Raw genomic sequence first — 16,272 nt, 5'->3', positions numbered from 1 at the left:
GTGCCATGAAGGTTTCCGTCGTCGCCCCGGTCGCCGACGGCGTCACCGCGGATCCCGGTTGGATGGTGACCTTCGCAAGCCACCTCGAGCGGTGCGGGTTCGAATCGATCGTCGTTGTGGAGCACACCGTCCTGGTCACCCGGTACGACAGCGTGTATCCCTACGACAATTCGGGACGAGTCGGGCTGGCGGCCGACTGCCCGATCCCCGACCCCCTCGACCTATTGGCGTTTCTCGCCGGCCACACCAGCCGGCTGGGGTTGGCCACCGGCGTTTTGGTGCTGCCCAACCACCATCCGGTGGTGCTCGCCAAACGCGCCGCGACCGTCGACGCGCTCTCGGGCGGCAGGCTGCGGCTGTGCGTCGGCGTCGGCTGGCTCAGGGAAGAGCTCGAGGCATGCGGCGCGGATTTCGACAGCCGGGGCCGACGGGCCGACGAGCAGTTGGCCGTGTTACGCGCGCTGTGGGCCGACCAGCCCGGCGGCGTGTCCCATCGCGGCGAGTTCTTCGACTTCGACGATGTCATGTGCTACCCCAAACCCGTTGCCGGCGAACGGCTCCCGATTCACATCGGGGGGCACAGCCGCGCGGCCGCGCGCCGCGCGGGACGTTTCGGCGACGGCTTTCAGCCGCTCGGCGTGACGGGTCCGGAGCTGGCGGCGCTCATCGCGCTGATGCGCGAGGAAGCGTCGTCGGCGGGCCGTGATCCGGCGGGCCTGGAAGTGTCGCTGGGTCACGCCGTCACCAAGATCGACGCCGACCGCGCCGGCAGCCTGATCGATCAGGGCGCCGACCGGATCGTGCTGTCGATGCCGCCGACTTCCAATATCGAAGAGGCCCAAGACATCCTGTCGGCCTGCGCGCAACGGCTGTCCCTGATCCCGTCATGACCCTTTCAGCCGACGACCGGGCCGGCCTCAGCGCCTTGGTGCACCGGTACGCCGCGGGCGTGGATGATCGTCAATTCGACTCTGTCGCCGAACTTTTCACCACCAACGGCGAGCTGGCGGTGCCGGACCCCCCGTCCGCGCTGGAGCCGATACATTCGCACCGGGGTCCCCGGGCGATCGCCGCGGCCGTGGGCGCGGTCGGCGCGGTTGCGCGTACCGAGCACGCGATCGTCGGCGAGGTGTACGACGAGATCGCCCAACCCGGCCGCGCGTTGGGACGCATCGCCTGCATCGCGCATCACTGGACCCAACGCCCCGACGAGGTTGTCGACGTGGTCTGGCATCTGCGCTACGACGACGATTATGAGTTGACCGACGCGGGTTGGCGCATCGGCCGCAGGGCGTTGACGATCAACGCCATCGAAACCCGGCCGGTGCGCCGATTGCGGCCGCACGACTCGGCCTAGGCCGCCTGGCAGAAGACTTTGCCCAAACTCACAGGGCACCCCAAGAAACCGCGTTTGCGGCGAAAATAGCGCAGTTTCTGGGTAGTTGCGGAGACACTGTCCCGTGCCCAGGCGGATTTTGCCCCCCAGCAACTATTGCCGACGGCCGCAAGGGCCGGGCGGGTCTGTTTCGTCCCGATCGAGGCGGATTCGTACAAGCGCTATGGGGTAATTTCTGCCGCGTGACGAATACCGATCATCGGGCAGCACACGACGGCTCTGTATCGACACTGGCGGTGGGCACGCCGCTGACGTCAATCCCGGACTACCGCAACGAGATTCATACCGCCGAAGACACCATCGACGTCGAGGCCTACGGAGGCGGATTCGACCTCACCCGGCGGGCCACCGCTCCGAAGCTGCGCGTCGGCCGCGACAAGTGGTTCAACCTCATGTGGCTGATCCCCATCGGCTTCGCCCTGCTGGTAGCGGCGGTCGCGATCGGCAAGGGGCTGTACAACATGCCGGCGGTGCACGCGTTCATCCAGCGCTACCCCGGCGCCGACATCCCCGCCAAGACGCCCGGCGTGCCCGCGTGGCTTGGCTGGACCCACTTCTTCAACCTGTTCATGATGATGTTCATCATCCGGACCGGCATCCAGATTCTCTGTGACCATCCGCGGCTCTATTTCAGCCGCAACGCCACCCCCGGCAAGGACGAGTGGCTGCGGGTCGGCCCGCCGGTACCCGACGACGAGCTGTGGACCGCCAACGCCGACACCGTCGCCTTGCCGCCGCAGTTCGGGCTGCCCGGCTTCCGCCACTCGATCGGGTTGGCCCGCTGGTGGCACCTCGGAATCGACGTGCTGTGGTTGCTCAACGGCGCGGTCTTCTACGTGCTGCTGTTCACCACCGGCCAGTGGCGCCACATCGTGCCGACCAGCTGGGACGTCTTCCCCAACGCGGTGTCGGTCGCAATCCAGTACCTGTCGGTGGAGCACTGGCCGGCCGACAACGGATGGGTCGCCTACAACGGCCTGCAGGTGTTGGCGTACTTCACCACCGTCTTCATCGCCGCCCCGGCCGCGCTGATCACCGGCCTGGGGATGTCACCGGCGCTGTCGCAGCGCGTGCACTGGCTCAGCAAGCGACTGAGCATTCAACACGCGCGATCGCTGCACTTCCTGGTGCTGGTGTATTTCCTCTTCTTCATCGTCGTGCACGTGACACTGGTGTTCGCGACCAGCGCGCTGAAAAACCTCAACCACATGTTCGCCGCCCGCGACGACAACAGCTGGATGGGTTTCTGGATCTTCGCCGCGGCGATGGTGGTGACCGCTATCGCCTGGGTGTGGGCCACCCCGTTCACCATCAAGCACCCACGCGTCGTCCAGCGGGTCGGTTACGCGCTCGTCGGCCCGTTCCAACGGATACTGGAGCAGCTTGACCCCAAGCCCGGTGCTTTCACCGAAGAAGACATCTCGCCGCACCACTGGCGCAATGGCCGCCTGCCCGAGACCGTCGAGTACAAAGAGTTGGAGGCCAACGACTTTCGTGATTGGCGACTGAAGGTTTATGGCCTCGTCGAGCACCCGACCGAGTTCTCGCTCGACGACTTGAAGGCACTGCCCTATCACGACCAGATCAGCCAGCACTTCTGCATCCAGGCCTGGTCCGGCGTGGCGAAGTGGGGCGGCGTCCAGATGCGGACCATCATGGACATCGTCAAGCCGCTGCCCGAAGCCAAATGGGTGGTGTTCTATTCGATGGGCCTCGGAGCCACCGGCGGCATCTACTACAACGCCCATCACATCGGCCAGATGGATCACCACATGACGATGCTGGCCTACAACATGAACGACCAACCGCTCCCCTACATGCACGGCAAACCGCTGCGGTTGCGCAACGAATTGCAGCACGGCTTCAAGCTGGTGAAGTGGATCAAGGGCATCGAGTTCGTCGCCGACTACTCCGACATCGGTAGTGGTTATGGCGGCTACAGCGAAGACCACAAATATTTCGGGCGTCACCAGACGCTCTAGGGCACAACGGCGCCGGCATTCCGAAGTCGTTTGGCGGGAAGGTTTTTCGGGTAGCTCGTGAAAAGGAGCTGCCCGGGCCAGCTGCGTGACGTCAGACAGCAGAGGAGGAGCCGATGAGGCACGTCTCGCGCGAGCTTTCCGGCCATGGCCTTACGACAGGGCGAGTCGCCGTTGCGGCCGCGGTGCTTGCGATGGTGGTATGCGTGGCCAATTTTGCTTTGGGTCATGTCAACGCCGGCGTCGACGCGGCAATCGTGGGCCTGCTGGCCCTGGGCGCCGGCCTGGATTGGCTTGCCATGGACCGCAGGCGGATACGGCAAGCCGAGCGCGAATCGCTCGTCGGACGGTAGACGTTAGGGCCAGGACTCGTTCAGCTGGCGGGCGACATCGATGACTTGCGCGGCTTGGGACTGAGGCTTGTCGATTTCTTCGGCGACGTACATCGCGATGAAACGCCGAATCTCGCCGTCAACCCCGGCAAGGATGCGCAATATCTCGCCCCGAAAAGATTTGGACGACACGTTGACGGTGATATCGGACGGCCGCGGCTTCGCGACGTCGACGATCAGGAGCAGCGGCTCGGCGGCCCGTGCCGTGGCACGCAACGCGATGTCTCCGGAGACCACAAACCGCTGCTTGTCGAGCCGCAAGTCGAGGAGGAGATCGATCGAGAGCGGGATGTGTATGACGAACGTGATGCTGTCACCCAGCCGGCGCGTGACTCGCGGGTCGTGGATTTTTACGTTGGCGCTGACCTTGGCGATGCCGCCCGGCCCCTGCGCAATCGGCTCCATGGCGAACTCACTGCCCGCGATGTCGGCAAACGCGTTGGCGACGCGCTCGGGGGTCACGGCGACCTCGAAGAACCTGCGGCCGAACTCTTCGTAGGTGACATAATCGTGGTTCTGCATAGGCCTATACCGTCTCATGTCACCTGCCGAAACGGCCGCTGATCTGCTCGCGTCGCAGGAATTTCGGTCCGGATGCCCTGATCCCGTTGTGAACAACACCACACCCGGTCGCTTCGATTCGGTGTGTCGGCCGACGGCCTGGGACCCTGGAGGACTTGGAGGTGTTTTTCAGTCTTATGAGCGCCCACGAAGCTACCGAGTCGCGCTCGGCCACGTCCCCGGTCGGGGCACTGTTCACCTGGCTTGGCGGTGGACACTGGCACGAACTCGGCGAACGTCACGAGCGGTCCACCCATGCCGTCGCCGGCGCCGTCGTCCTGTTCGGGTCCGCGCTGGCCTGGCTGGTGGCGACCTTGGCCGTTTCGGAGTCGGCGAGCTGGCCGGTGCTTGCCATCGTGCCGCTGACGCTCTTATTCGGCTTGCTGGTCGGCGCGGTGACGCGGGGCACCGCCAGCGGGCCCGACGCCGGCCGGCCAGGCATTGCCGGCCGCGCAGCCGTCGCGATGGCGGTCGGCGTGGTCGTCGGCGAACTCGCCGCGTTGGTGGTGTTCTCCGCCTCGATCGAGCATCGCTTCGACGAGCTGGCCTTGCGCGGCGCCGACTCGTCGCCCGCGGTCGCGCAAGCGTCGGCATCGCTTCGACAGACGCGGGATGCGCGCACTGCGCTCGACAACGCGGTCGAACAGGCGCGCCTGCATCAGGACCAGGCCTTGGTGATCGCGCGCTGCGAATACAACCCCACGCCCGCGTGCCCACAGACGCGAATCACCGGAGTCCCCGGCGCCGGGCCCGAAACACGAACAGCCAACCAGCTTCTCGCCGATGCGCAGCGTGAGCTGGACACCGCGCTGGCGGCTCGCGACCGACAGGCTCCGGAGCTGGACGCCAAGGCCTCCCGCCAGGAACAGGCGCTGACCGAGGCACGCCAACACGTGGTCGCGGGCGCCGGCCGAGGGCTCGGCGCACGGTGGGTCGCAATGAACGACCTCACGTTCGCCAGCACCGGGGCACTGATGCTGCGGCTGCTGACGAGCGCGTTCTTCGTGCTGATCTACCTGCTGCCGCTGATCCTGCGGCTCTGGCGTGGCGAGACGACTCAGGATCGGCATGCCTCGGCGCGCGCGGAGCGCGAACGCGCCGAACTCGAGGCGGATACCGCGATCGCGGTCAAGCGGGCCGAGGTTCGCCGCGAGGCCGAAATCCTGTGGGCCGAGCACCAACTCACCCAGGCCCGCCTCGCCGTCGAGGCGCAGGCGGAAATCGACCGCGAACAGCAGCGCCGCCGGGTCGCGCAGGCGCTCGAGGCACCCCTGCGCGCGTCGGCGCAGCGTACGTTCGAGCCAGTGGAGGAAGACATGTACCTGCCAATCGCCGCGGAAGCGGAGGCGGCCAGCCGAGCACTCACCCAATTGCCGGCGAAGATCGAACCAGAAGGCGAGGTCGATGCCCACGATGAGCGCGCCACGCCGTTGATTCCGTCGATTCCGGACGCGACGAAGGCCGCGGCGCGCTGGATTCGCCCGCTGGTGCCGCCGTTCGTTGCGCGGGTGATCGACAACACCACCCAGCCGCTGCGTACCGCCCGCCAGGTATTCGAAGAGGTCGAGGAGATCACGTTCTCGCTCAAGCGGACTCGCAAGATCACGGTCGACTCCGAGAGTTCGGACCCCGCGGACCGGCAGCCCGCCGACGAGCGGTCCCGAGGCCGCATTCAGTCGTCGCGCGAAGGCCGCGCCCACGATGAGGTACGTCATGAGCCGCACTCATCGCGGCCGCTACCCGGTGGCGACGCGGAGGGTTTGTCACTCGCGGAGCGCGACCGCGGGCGGCAGTTGGTGGAGCGAAGCGGACCCCGTCGGCTCCGTGCGCCCGAAGGCCCGCGCGAACTGCCGCCCGCGGAATGACCGGCGGCTAGCCGACGGCCACGAGACGGAATACCAACTGGTGCAACGGTTCGTCGCGCCGGCATTCACCTGAGCCCGGGTCAATCGTTGCCGAAGGCGTCGTACAGATCGGGTAGGAAACCCGCCAGGTGATTCATCTCCTGGGCGCAATGCACCATCAGATTGCGAGCGTAGGACTCCGAGTTGCCGAGCACCCGTGACGCGAGGGGACGGACGGCACGCGACGCCACGCCGGGAGCGTTGCGCACGGCGATGTGCGGCCCGCCCATCCAGAACCGTGACCGCATTTCCGCCCCGCCCTGGGTCGCGCGGATCTGATGGACGAACCAGCCCGCGTCCACCGGGGCGTCGCCGGACCCCAACCGGGCACAGATCGCCACCGCATCGTCGTTATCTGCGGGCAGGCCCATGGTCGTCGGCGTGACGAATTGAATTGCGGCATTGAGCCTTGCCGAGCCGATGTACTCGCTGATCATCGACCAACGCCCGATGTAGCGCTGCGCGCCCGTACGGCCGGCGTCGTCACCGTCTTTCCATCGTGCCGACAGGTGCGCACGTGGATGCCAGAGTTTGTATCGACGGGTGTCGCTGCCGTGCCAACCGAACCACCACGCCCACATCGCGGGCGTGACACCGGGCATGTCGGTGCGCACGGACACCTGCATGCTCCCGTCGTCGAGCACGCCGTAGCCGTTCTCCGTCTGCTGGTACCCCTCGTCGGCGATGCTCGCCGCGGACTCGAACGCCAGAAGCGCGGGCCCGGCCTGCGGACCATGATGTAACGCCTCGACGACATGCGATGGCAGCCTTGCCATCTCGGGCTTGAAGAACTTGCCGAACGGCGTCCGGGCGTCGTCGCCGCGATAGCCGAGGTAGAGTTCGCCGGCCATCAGACTCGTCCCATCCAGCTGTTGAACAATCCGTCGGGGTCGTAGGCGGCGCGCACCTTGTCCAGGCGAACCATGGCGTCGTCGCTGGCGAACCGGGCCGGCCGCTGGCCGAGGTTTTCGTCGGCGAGCTGAATTCCGGTGGCCAAGTGCGACATCGCCGCCATGTTGGATCGCGCCCAGTCGCCGTACTTCTCGTCGTCGGATTCGTTCTTCCAGGCTCCGTAGAGCGCCAGATACACCTCGTCTTCGATGCTGTAGGCCATGTCCGGGCGCTGTGGTGACGGCCCCCAGTTCAGCCACAAGAAGTGCGACGGGTGGTCCGGGATTGTGTCGATGATGTTGCGAATTCCGGGCAGCAGGTCTTCGGCGGAGGCCGATGTCCACATGTTGTCCGCGGTGTAGCGATGGTCGGACAGGTAGTTGCTCATCACGGCGTCGTACCAGGTGGGCATATCGGTTGGCAGGTAAGGAATTTTGATCAGAGCTTTGTCGACAACCGGGACGGTGCCGAAGATCGCCAGCGCCTCCTCCGCTTCCTTTTCGGAATCGGCGAACGCCGGGGAGGCGAAGGTGATGGCCGGGCCGTCCAGGTTCATGCTCGGGACGCTTTTGCTTGCGACGATTTGCATTTCGACGCGTCGGTCGACCTCGGCGCTGACGTTGCGAGCCCAGGTGTAGATCTCGTCTGCCAGCTCGATCGGGTAGACGTACACGCTCGTACCGCAGGCGGCCGGACGCGGGAAGAGCTTGAGATAAAAGGAGGTAACCACTCCGAAGAACCCCGGACCGGCCCCGCGTGCGGCCCAGTACAGATCGGGATGGTTTTCCGCGTCGCAGTGGATCTGTTCGCCGCCCGCGGTGACCACGTCGAGTCCAATCACGTTCTCGCACGCCAAACCCCAGACGCGGCTGTTCCAGCCGTAGCCGCCCTGAAGCAGATAGCCGCCGACGCAGACACCCTTGCAGTGGCCGGCGGGAAAGAACAGATTCTGGGCCTCCAGCTCGCTCATGAGCACGCTGCCGCCCTTCCCCGGTCCGACGACGGCGGTGGCCTTGTCGGCGTCGATCGTCGCGTGGTCGACGCCCTTCATGTCGAGCAGCAAGGAGCCGTCACGGAGATGGTTGGCCGCCCAGCTGTGCCCCCCCGACCGAATGCTGACCTTGAGGCCGTTGGCCCGGGCGTAGCGCAGCGCGCCGACGACGTCGTCGACGCCGGCTGCCACGACGATCACCTCCGGGTAGCGCTCCGGGACACGTTGGTTCCACACGGTGCCGCGGCGAGCGGCTTCATACCCGTCGTCGCCGCGGAAATAGTGCCGACCTGCAGGTAGCGCACTCATCGGGAGCTCCTTTGATCCACAATACGGTTCTTTGCGATCCGTAATGCGGAACACTATAGTGAAGCCGTGCCGCGCATGGAACAGAAATCTCAGACCAATCGCGACGAGGGCATCCAGGTGCTGCGTCGGGCAGCCGCAGCGCTGGATGAGATCGCCGCCGAGCCCGGGCGCCTGCGCCTCATCGACCTCAGTGAGCGACTCGGGCTGGCCAAGTCGACCGCCCGCCGATTGCTGGTGGGCCTCGTCGAGGTCGGACTGGCCAGTGTCGATTCGCACGGCCGTTTCGCGCTGGGCGAGCGCGTGCTGGGATTCGGCGGCGGCGCCGGTGAGCGCGTCGCGGCGATCTTCCGTCCGACTATTGAGCGAGTATCGCGCGCCACCGACGGCGAGACCGTCGACCTGTCGATACTGCGTGGCCAGCGCATGTGGTTCGTCGACCAGATCGAATCGTCACACCGCCTGCGGGCCGTTTCGGCCGTTGGCCTCCGATTCCCGTTAGACGTCACCGCAAACGGAAAGGCGGCCCTCGCGGCCCTCCATGACGCCGACGCCGACGGCCTTATCTCCCGGTTTGACCCGACGGTCGCCGAAGGGTTGCGCCGCGAGATCGCCGAGATCCGCCGCACCGGAATCGCTTTCGATCGCGGGGAACATACCCCCGGCATTTCCGCGGCCGCGATCGCACGACGGGCGGTGGGTGACACCGTGGTTGCAATATCCGTGCCGGCACCCACCGAGCGCTTCCTCGAGAAGGAGCAGCGCATTGTCGACGCGCTGCGCGCGGCGGCCGGCGCGCCGGCGTGGACGCGTTGACCGCGCCACGACGCCGGCTGGCAAGCGTCACCGGAGAAAGTTCACCGTGCCATCGTCGGTGACGGAAGAAACTATCGCGCTCTTACGGTAGTGCCTGGTGCGCCGCGATCGCGTGGGCCAATGCAGCCGCAGCGGGAAAACATCACGCTCCGAGGGCTTTTGACTCGCTCGATGAGAATTGGCAACGGCCGCGGTACCCCCCGGGACCCCGGCCGTGCCAAGTTCCTCATCGCCCCTCAACTCATCACCGCAGCCGACTCGGTGAACAGCGGTCCCCATTCGCGACGGGCCGCGGACTGCGCATCGGTGAAGCTGGTCGTCTTCTCGCCATCACCGGCCAGGTGGACCAGCGCCCACGCCATCGCAAACACCGGCACACGGTGACGCAGTGCCGCGCTGTGCAATTCGTCGAAAGCCGCGTCGGAGCGGCACCGACGGAGTCCGATGAGAATGCCCCGCGCGGTATCGAGAATGCGACCGGAGTTCGGGCCACACGTAGTCTGGGCCGGGACCCAGTTCGCCATCATGCTGCGGATACCTCCTGTTGACGCCTTGACGAAATCCACTACTCAGTGGAGCCAGGATCCCTTGCGAGTCCCCGCAACTCGCGACCCGATCCTTCAAAGGTGCCCTGTGCAATGATTTGTGGATCGACATGGTTGTGCCAGACCGGCGCCTACATCGATACGCGGTTGTGATCGTGTTGAGATCGATCAGATGCCAAAGGCACGGGCGCAGAACATGATTCGCGTGAGTCTATCAGCCGACCGGCTGATCGTGTTTCAACGAGTCGATCGCCGCTCGCAGCCTGTCCGTAACCTCTTCGGCGACGGGACGCAGCTCCGGCTCACCGGTAACCTCCACCAGCAGCCCAGGGTTCATCGCTTCGACGAGCACCGTGTCCGCATCATCGGGGTCCGCGCGCACGACGACGTTGCACGGAAGCAGCAGCCCGATCTGCCGATTCGCCTCCACTGCCCGATGCGCCAACGGCGGGTTGCAGGCGCCGAGGATCAGGTAGTTCTCCATGTCCTCGCCGAGTTTGGCTTTCAGCGTTGCCTTCATGTCGATCTCGGTCAATACGCCAAACCCTTGCTCCGCGAGCGCCTCACGAGTTCGCGCGACCGCGTCTTCGAAAGAGGCGCGCAGCGGTGTTGAGATCGCGATGTCCATCGATTTTCCTTCCTGTCCGGAAGCTGCCCGCGCGCGCCTCAGGCGAGCGCCAGGAACAGCTTCTCCAGCTCGGCTTCGCTCAAGGGCGCCGCGCCGTCGACGGTGGTTCCCGCGACACAGTCCTTCAACCCGGTTGCCACGATCTTGAACCCGGCCCGGTCGAGGGCTCGGGACACCGCGGCGAGCTGGGTAACGACGTCCTTGCAATCGCGGCCCTGCTCGATCATCGAGATCACCCCGGCAAGTTGGCCCTGAGCGCGGCGTAGGCGGTTCAGCACCGCCGTGACGCTGTCCCGATCGCCGACCACTGGATCCTCCGTTTCGTTGCGCTACCCCACAGGTACCCCATGGGGTATATCAGCAACCGCCACTATACCCCGTGGGGTATCAAAATCAAGGGGCGGCCGCCGCCTCACAGAATGGCTCTGAGGTCCTTGGCCTTGGCGATGTCGTCCCAGTCGACGTCGAGCTCGAGCAGAATCTCCTCGGTGTGCTGTCCATGCTCTGGAGCACGCGCCGGCCCCGGCGGCGTTTCGTCGAATTGGACGGGTGCCGCGACGATCCGGTATTTCTCGCCGTGGTCGTCGACGTTGGTCACCACGTATCCGTTGGGTTCGACTTGTGGGTCGTTGAGGGTCTCCCGCGGCGTGGCCAGCGCGGCCCACACCCCTGGCTCGTCGGCCAGCACCTTCTGCCAGTGCGCGAGGTCATGGGCGGCGAACGTCTCGGCCACGATCTCGGTCGCCGCGGCCGCATTGGCGATCAGATTGCTCGACGGCACGAAGCGCTCGTCGGTGGCCAGCTCCGGCAGACCGATTCGCTCGCAGAATCCGGCCCAGAATTTGTCGGGCTGCAGGAAGACAAGCTGGATCCATCTGCCGTCCTTGGTCTTGTACCTATTCACGAGCGGATTGATGGCCAGCCCCGGCGGCGCACCCGGAATGCCGTCGATGTCGAAGAAATCGGCCGCGCAAATCGCCGGGGCGATGGCCCACATCGCCTGGGCCAGCAGCGACGAGTCGACGATCGTCGGCTCACCGGTGCGCTCCCGGTGGAACAACGCGGCGCACACGCCCCCGGCCAGGGTTGCCCCGCCCTGCAGATCCCCGAAACCGGGGCCCTGGACGGCGGGCGTTTCGGACCCGAACGGCGTCAATGTGTAGGCGACCCCGCCCCGCGCCAGATAGGTGGCGGCGTCGAAACCGCCGCGATCCCGGTCCGGGCCGCGCACCCCGAGGCCGGTCCCCCGCGCGATGATGATCTTAGGGTTGAACGCCCGGATGTCCTCGACGGTGAGCCGGGCCCGTTCGAGCGCCGCCGGCAGCCAATTGGTCAGGAAGACATCCGCACTGGCCAACAGCCGACCGAAGAGATCCCGGCCGGTTTCGGATTTGACGTCGATGGCGATGCTGCGCTTGCCGCGGTTGCCCAACTCGAGGATGAAGTCGGCGTCCGGGCGGGCCGCTTCGCGGGTGAAACCACCGACCACCAGCGCCCGTCCCGGATCCCCGGACACGACGCCTTCCACCTTGATCACGTCGGCGCCCCAATCCGCCAGGGCGGCACCGGCCGACGGCACGTACGTCCACGAGGCCAATTCGACGACCCGGACCCCACTCAGCACGCCTGACATCGCCGATCCCCTCAGCCGCCACCATTTCTTGCTATTTTAGATATTCTAGCTACTCTAAGGGATACGTGAGAGCCCGGCTGCAGCCACGCGCAGTTTTACGTGGAAGAGATGCGATGGAGCCGACCATTGACCCGATCCGAACGGCTTTGGGCCCCAACGTGGGTCGCTGACATAAGCGCGGGGACGAAGGACGGGCGATGGGCAGGGTAACGGGCAAGGTGGCCGTGATCAGTGGCGCCGCGCGCGGTCAGGGGCGGTCGCATGCGCGGATGCTGGCCGCGGAGGGCGCGGACATCATTGCGGTGGATCTGTGCGCGGACATCGACACCAACGAGTACCCGCTGGCGCGGCCGGAGGATCTGGAAGAGACGGCGCGACTGGTCGAGAAGGAGGGTCAGCGCGCGTTCACCGCGATTGCCGATGTTCGCGACCGGGTGGCGCTGGCCACGGCGATCGACGAAGGTGTCGCGGAGTTCGGGCATCTCGACATCGTGGTCGCCAACGCCGGCATCTGTCCGCTCACCGCGGGGCTACCGCCACAGGCCTTCGCCGACGCGGTGGACGTGGACCTGCTCGGTGTGCTCAACCTGGTGCACGCGAGCCTCAAACATCTGCGGGCCGGGGCGTCGATCATCGTGATCGGGTCCAACGCGGCATTCATGTCGTCGATGAACACCACGGGGATCGACGGCGGCCCCGGTGGGGCTGGGTATGCCTTCGCCAAACTTGCTGCCGCACATTACGTCAACGACTTCGCCCTGGCGCTGGCGAAGTTCTCGATCCGGATGAACGCCGTGCACCCGACGAATGTCAATACCGACATGTTGCACAGCGCGCCGATGTACCGGGCCTTCCGGCCCGACTTGAAAGAACCGACGCGCGAGGACGCCGAACCGGTTTTCCCCGTGGTGCAAGCGATGCCGATCCCCTATGTCGAACCCGAGGACATCAGCGAGGCGGTGGTGTTCCTCGCGTCCGACGCGGCACGCTACATCACCGGCCAGCAGCTGCGGGTGGACGGCGGCGGCTTCCTGAAGGTGAAGCCTTGGTCGGGTGCGTGACGGCAGTGGCACCAATCGGACTGCACCGCAACGGAACTACGCGATGACCGACGCTCACTCCCCAGACGTACAGCGTGACATCTACGCGCTCATGGTCCTGATGAAGGCGGCCGATGACCGACTGTCCAAGGGCATCGGCACCGGAGAGTTCATGTGCGTGTATTGGCCCTCGCGCGGCCAGGAGGCGATCGCCGCAGCGATGGGCGTCTCGCTGCGAGATGACGACCAGCTGGTGACCACGTACCGGGGGCTGCACGACCTCATCGGCAAGGGGGTCCCGCTCGAGGAGATCTACGGCGAGATGATGGGACGCACCGTCGGCGCCGGCCGCGGCAAGGGCGGCACCATGCACATCGCCAAACCCGACAAAGGCGTGATGCTTTCGACCGGGATCGTCGGAGCCGGGCCGCCGGTGGCCGTGGGCCTGGCGATGGCCGCCCAGCGTAAGGGCATCGACCGCGTCACGGTGGTCAGCTTCGGCGACGGCGCCACCAACACCGGCTCGTTTCACGAGGCGGCGAACATGGCCGCGTTGTGGGATCTGCCGATGGTCTTCGTGTGCCAGAACAACCAGTACGCCGAGATGACGCCGACCACAGACACCATGAAGCTCGAACGGGTCGCCGATCGGGCCGCCGGTTACGGCATGCCGGGCATCCGGGTGGACGGCAACGACCCGCTCGCGGTGAAGTCCGCGCTTGACGACGCGCTGCGCCGGGCGCGCGACGGCGCCGGCCCCACCTTCATCGAGTGCGTGACGTTCCGTTTCCGCGGCCACTACTTCGGCGATCGGATGCCGTACATCCCCAAGGAGCAGTTGACGGAGGCGATGGCGGGCGACCCGGTGCCGCGGTTCCGCGGGCACCTCGCCGAGGCCGGCATCTGCACCGAGGACGAGCTCGACCGCATCGACACCGGGGCCCTCGCGACCGTGGAGGCGGCGTTGAAAACCGTTATGGGCGCGGAACCCCCGTCGAGCGACGAACTCGACCAGGACGTCTACGCAACCCCGATCAAGTTCCCGGTGTAAGGACATGGACGACAAAGAGATGACCATGCGCGAGGCGCTCAACCACGCGCTGGACGAGGCGCTGGCGACCGATGACCGAGTCTTCTTGCTGGGCGAGGACATTGCCGATCCGGGGGCGTCGGGCCCGACCGCCGGGCTGTCGACGAAGTACGGCCACGACCGGGTCCTGGACACACCGATCTCGGAAGCCGCGATCGTCGGCGCGGCGATCGGCGCCGCCATGGACGGGCTGCTGCCGGTGGCCGAGATCATGATCATGGACTTCATCGGCATCGCTGCAGACCAGCTGATCAACAATGCCGCGAAACTGCGATTCATGACCGGAGGGCGCACGACCGCGCCGATCACCATCCGCACCCAGGTGTACGCGGGACTGGCCACCGGTGCCACGCATTCCCAGAGCCTGGAGGCGTGGTTCATGCACATCCCCGGGATGAAGGTGATCGTGCCCTCCACCCCCCGCGACGGCAAGGGCCTGCTGACCTCGGCGATCTTCGACGAGGACCCCTGCCTGTTCGTCGAGACGATCCGCCTGCAGGGCAAGAAGGGGCCCGTTCCCGTCGAGCCCGGGTTCTCGATTCCGCTCGGCCAGGCCGACATCAAGCGACCGGGCTCCGATGTGAGTCTGATCGCCTACGGGCGCGCCGTGCACGACGCGCTGGCGGCGGCGGACACGCTCGACGGTCAGGGCGTCAGCGCGGAGGTCGTCGACCTGCGCACCCTCCTTCCCCTCGACGTCGAGACGATCGTCGATTCCGCCCGCCGCACCCGGCGAGCCGTAATCGTCCACGACGCAGTGCAATTCGCCGGGCCGGGAGCGGAAATCGCCGCGATTCTGCAATCGGAGCTGTTCGGCGAGCTGGCCGCGCCCGTCGAGCGGGTCGGCGCCAGGTTCGTCCCCAACCCGGCCGCGGCCGCGCTCGAGGCGCAGGTGTACCCGTCGCCGGCCCGGATCGTCGCGGCCGCGCAGCGAACCCTGGACAGGGCGGAAGCGCGTGGCTGACTTCGTCATTCGCATCCCACGAGTGTCGGTGGCCGTCTCGGAAGCCGAGCTGACCGACTTCCTGGTCGATGCCGGCGAGCATGTCGAAGAGGGCACCCCGATCTACGTGATCGCCACCGAAAAGGTGGAACAGGAAATCGAAGCCGGTGCGTCGGGCACCGTGCAGTGGACGGGCCAGCTCGGCACCACCTACGACATCGGCGCCGAAATCGGCGTCATTACTTCATAATCGGCAAAGCGAAAGGTACGAACACACATGGACCTCAATGAGACCCGCGAGAGAATCATCTACGAAAAGGAAGGCCCCATCGCACGGGTCACGCTGAACTGGCCCGAGAAGGCCAACGCGCAGGACCAGAAGCTGGCCGAAGAGGTCGACGCGGCACTGCTGGACGCGGACCGCGACTACGACATCAAGGTGCTGATCCTCAAGGCCAACGGCAAGGGCTTCTGCTCGGGACACGCCATCGGCAACAACGCCGTCGACTATCCCGCATTCGTCGAGGGCGCGAAGGCGATGGGCACCCCGTGGAAGCCGCAGACCGACCTGTTCGTCAAGCCCATCCTGAACCTGTGGGAGTTCTCCAAGCCGACCATCGCGGCCGTCCACGGCTATTGCGTCGGCGGCGGCACCCACTACGGGCTGACCACCGACATCGTCATCGCCGCCGAGGACGCCTACTTCTCCTACCCGCCGCTGCAGGGCTTCGGCATGCCGTCGGGCGAATGCTCGATCGAGCCGTGGGTCTTCATGAACTGGCGCCGGGCGGCCTATTACCTGTACCTCGCCGAGGTCATCGACGCCAAGAAGGCGCTGGAGGTCGGCCTGGTCAACGAGGTGGTGCCGAACGACCAACTGGAAGCGCGCGCCGACGCCATCGCCCGCCACATCGCCCAGGCGCCGATGACGACGCTGCTGGCGACCAAGGCCAACCTCAAGCGGGCCTGGGAGCTGATGGGCATGCGGGTGCACTGGCAGAGCTCCAACGACCTCGTCGCGTTGGCGTCGATAAGCAAGGATGTGCAGGAGCTGATACAGCAGGTGTTCAAGGACAAGGTGCTGCCGTCCGAGCAGGCCCGGCGCCAGGCCGCGGCGGCCGCGTCAACCGACGGCGCCGCGACCACGTAAACCGTTC

At 66.3% G+C, this 16,272-nt stretch carries 18 protein-coding genes; 11 read left to right on the top strand and 7 right to left on the bottom strand.

What is annotated here, in order from left to right; translation table 11 throughout:
- Window positions 1-5: 5 nt before the first annotated feature.
- The 4 genes from A5747_RS11830 (at window position 6) to A5747_RS11815 (ending at window position 3,728) form a co-directional block, all read left to right on the top strand.
- Complete coding sequence (locus A5747_RS11830) at window positions 6-890, top strand: LLM class F420-dependent oxidoreductase (protein ID WP_076124293.1); 885 nt, start codon at window positions 6-8, stop codon at window positions 888-890.
- Window positions 887-1,357 carry a nuclear transport factor 2 family protein gene (locus tag A5747_RS11825; protein ID WP_076124291.1) on the top strand — a complete coding sequence of 157 codons (471 nt, stop codon included), beginning with the start codon at window positions 887-889 and terminating at the stop codon, window positions 1,355-1,357. Before A5747_RS11830 ends, A5747_RS11825 begins: the two co-directional genes overlap by 4 nt.
- Before the next feature lie 275 nt (window positions 1,358-1,632).
- Window positions 1,633-3,378 carry a molybdopterin-dependent oxidoreductase gene (locus A5747_RS11820; RefSeq protein WP_076124289.1) on the top strand — a complete coding sequence of 582 codons (1,746 nt, stop codon included), beginning with the start codon at window positions 1,633-1,635 and terminating at the stop codon, window positions 3,376-3,378.
- 113 nt (window positions 3,379-3,491) lie between these two features.
- A complete protein-coding gene (locus A5747_RS11815; protein WP_076124287.1) occupies window positions 3,492-3,728 on the top strand; it encodes a hypothetical protein in 237 nt (78 codons plus the stop codon).
- A 3-nt stretch (window positions 3,729-3,731) separates the two neighbouring features.
- Here the strand turns inward: A5747_RS11815 and A5747_RS11810 are convergent, their stop codons facing one another.
- Window positions 3,732-4,289, bottom strand: coding sequence for a hypothetical protein (locus A5747_RS11810; RefSeq protein ID WP_076124285.1), 558 nt, complete (start codon window positions 4,287-4,289; stop codon window positions 3,732-3,734).
- Window positions 4,290-4,465: 176 nt separating this feature from the next.
- Between A5747_RS11810 and A5747_RS11805 the strand changes: the two genes are divergently transcribed.
- Window positions 4,466-6,193 carry a DUF4407 domain-containing protein gene (locus A5747_RS11805; protein ID WP_076124283.1) on the top strand — a complete coding sequence of 576 codons (1,728 nt, stop codon included), beginning with the start codon at window positions 4,466-4,468 and terminating at the stop codon, window positions 6,191-6,193.
- Between the two features lie 80 nt (window positions 6,194-6,273).
- Here the strand turns inward: A5747_RS11805 and A5747_RS11800 are convergent, their stop codons facing one another.
- Entirely contained in the window at window positions 6,274-7,083 is an 810-nt protein-coding gene (locus A5747_RS11800; RefSeq protein WP_076124281.1) for a DAPG hydrolase family protein, read from the bottom strand.
- Entirely contained in the window at window positions 7,083-8,423 is a 1,341-nt protein-coding gene (locus A5747_RS11795; protein WP_076124279.1) for an FAD-binding oxidoreductase, read from the bottom strand. Before A5747_RS11795 ends, A5747_RS11800 begins: the two co-directional genes overlap by 1 nt.
- Before the next feature lie 66 nt (window positions 8,424-8,489).
- Between A5747_RS11795 and A5747_RS11790 the strand changes: the two genes are divergently transcribed.
- Complete coding sequence (locus A5747_RS11790) at window positions 8,490-9,236, top strand: IclR family transcriptional regulator (RefSeq protein WP_076124276.1); 747 nt, start codon at window positions 8,490-8,492, stop codon at window positions 9,234-9,236.
- A gap of 236 nt (window positions 9,237-9,472) precedes the next feature.
- Here A5747_RS11790 and A5747_RS11785 read toward each other — a convergent pair whose 3' ends face one another.
- The 4 genes from A5747_RS11785 to A5747_RS11770 form a co-directional block, all read right to left on the bottom strand.
- On the bottom strand, window positions 9,473-9,763 hold the full coding sequence (locus tag A5747_RS11785) for an ANTAR domain-containing protein (protein WP_076059932.1): 291 nt from the start codon (window positions 9,761-9,763) through the stop codon (window positions 9,473-9,475).
- Window positions 9,764-9,995: 232 nt separating this feature from the next.
- Window positions 9,996-10,409, bottom strand: coding sequence for a DUF302 domain-containing protein (locus A5747_RS11780; RefSeq protein ID WP_076124274.1), 414 nt, complete (start codon window positions 10,407-10,409; stop codon window positions 9,996-9,998).
- Between the two features lie 38 nt (window positions 10,410-10,447).
- On the bottom strand, window positions 10,448-10,717 hold the full coding sequence (locus A5747_RS11775; protein WP_076124272.1) for a metal-sensitive transcriptional regulator: 270 nt from the start codon (window positions 10,715-10,717) through the stop codon (window positions 10,448-10,450).
- Window positions 10,718-10,821: 104 nt separating this feature from the next.
- Complete coding sequence (locus tag A5747_RS11770) at window positions 10,822-12,042, bottom strand: CaiB/BaiF CoA-transferase family protein (RefSeq protein ID WP_076124270.1); 1,221 nt, start codon at window positions 12,040-12,042, stop codon at window positions 10,822-10,824.
- 197 nt (window positions 12,043-12,239) lie between these two features.
- Here A5747_RS11770 and A5747_RS11765 point away from each other — a divergent pair, with 197 nt between their 5' ends.
- Genes A5747_RS11765 through A5747_RS11745 form a run of 5 tightly spaced genes read left to right on the top strand, consistent with a single transcriptional unit; the run spans window position 12,240 to window position 16,265 of the window.
- On the top strand, window positions 12,240-13,103 hold the full coding sequence (locus A5747_RS11765) for a mycofactocin-coupled SDR family oxidoreductase (protein WP_076124268.1): 864 nt from the start codon (window positions 12,240-12,242) through the stop codon (window positions 13,101-13,103).
- Between the two features lie 43 nt (window positions 13,104-13,146).
- Window positions 13,147-14,133: a thiamine pyrophosphate-dependent dehydrogenase E1 component subunit alpha gene (locus A5747_RS11760; protein WP_076124266.1), complete on the top strand. Its 987-nt coding sequence runs from the start codon at window positions 13,147-13,149 to the stop codon at window positions 14,131-14,133.
- 4 nt (window positions 14,134-14,137) lie between these two features.
- Window positions 14,138-15,136, top strand: coding sequence for an alpha-ketoacid dehydrogenase subunit beta (locus tag A5747_RS11755; protein ID WP_076124264.1), 999 nt, complete (start codon window positions 14,138-14,140; stop codon window positions 15,134-15,136).
- Window positions 15,129-15,365, top strand: coding sequence for a lipoyl domain-containing protein (locus A5747_RS11750; protein WP_076059921.1), 237 nt, complete (start codon window positions 15,129-15,131; stop codon window positions 15,363-15,365). The genes A5747_RS11755 and A5747_RS11750 overlap by 8 nt, the downstream gene beginning before the upstream one ends.
- Before the next feature lie 27 nt (window positions 15,366-15,392).
- Window positions 15,393-16,265: an enoyl-CoA hydratase/isomerase family protein gene (locus A5747_RS11745; RefSeq protein ID WP_076124262.1), complete on the top strand. Its 873-nt coding sequence runs from the start codon at window positions 15,393-15,395 to the stop codon at window positions 16,263-16,265.
- The last annotated feature ends 7 nt before the right edge of the window (window positions 16,266-16,272 follow it).

Origin of the sequence: Mycobacterium sp. IS-836, from assembly GCF_001954275.1 — a bacterium.
GTDB lineage: Bacteria > Actinomycetota > Actinomycetes > Mycobacteriales > Mycobacteriaceae > Mycobacterium.
Note: the sequence above shows the minus strand (reverse complement) of the source record. Positions and strands in the feature narration are given on the sequence as shown.

Coding starts and splice junctions, on each gene's coding strand:
- A5747_RS11830 (WP_076124293.1), top strand. CDS start 6: ATGAAGGTTTCCGTCGTCGCCCCGGTCGCCGACGGCGTCACCGCGGAT.
- A5747_RS11825 (WP_076124291.1), top strand. CDS start 887: ATGACCCTTTCAGCCGACGACCGGGCCGGCCTCAGCGCCTTGGTGCAC.
- A5747_RS11815 (WP_076124287.1), top strand. CDS start 3,492: ATGAGGCACGTCTCGCGCGAGCTTTCCGGCCATGGCCTTACGACAGGG.
- A5747_RS11810 (WP_076124285.1), bottom strand. CDS start 4,289: ATGCAGAACCACGATTATGTCACCTACGAAGAGTTCGGCCGCAGGTTC.
- A5747_RS11805 (WP_076124283.1), top strand. CDS start 4,466: ATGAGCGCCCACGAAGCTACCGAGTCGCGCTCGGCCACGTCCCCGGTC.
- A5747_RS11800 (WP_076124281.1), bottom strand. CDS start 7,083: ATGGCCGGCGAACTCTACCTCGGCTATCGCGGCGACGACGCCCGGACG.
- A5747_RS11795 (WP_076124279.1), bottom strand. CDS start 8,423: ATGAGTGCGCTACCTGCAGGTCGGCACTATTTCCGCGGCGACGACGGG.
- A5747_RS11785 (WP_076059932.1), bottom strand. CDS start 9,763: ATGATGGCGAACTGGGTCCCGGCCCAGACTACGTGTGGCCCGAACTCC.
- A5747_RS11780 (WP_076124274.1), bottom strand. CDS start 10,409: ATGGACATCGCGATCTCAACACCGCTGCGCGCCTCTTTCGAAGACGCG.
- A5747_RS11770 (WP_076124270.1), bottom strand. CDS start 12,042: ATGTCAGGCGTGCTGAGTGGGGTCCGGGTCGTCGAATTGGCCTCGTGG.
- A5747_RS11765 (WP_076124268.1), top strand. CDS start 12,240: ATGGGCAGGGTAACGGGCAAGGTGGCCGTGATCAGTGGCGCCGCGCGC.
- A5747_RS11760 (WP_076124266.1), top strand. CDS start 13,147: ATGACCGACGCTCACTCCCCAGACGTACAGCGTGACATCTACGCGCTC.
- A5747_RS11755 (WP_076124264.1), top strand. CDS start 14,138: ATGGACGACAAAGAGATGACCATGCGCGAGGCGCTCAACCACGCGCTG.
- A5747_RS11745 (WP_076124262.1), top strand. CDS start 15,393: ATGGACCTCAATGAGACCCGCGAGAGAATCATCTACGAAAAGGAAGGC.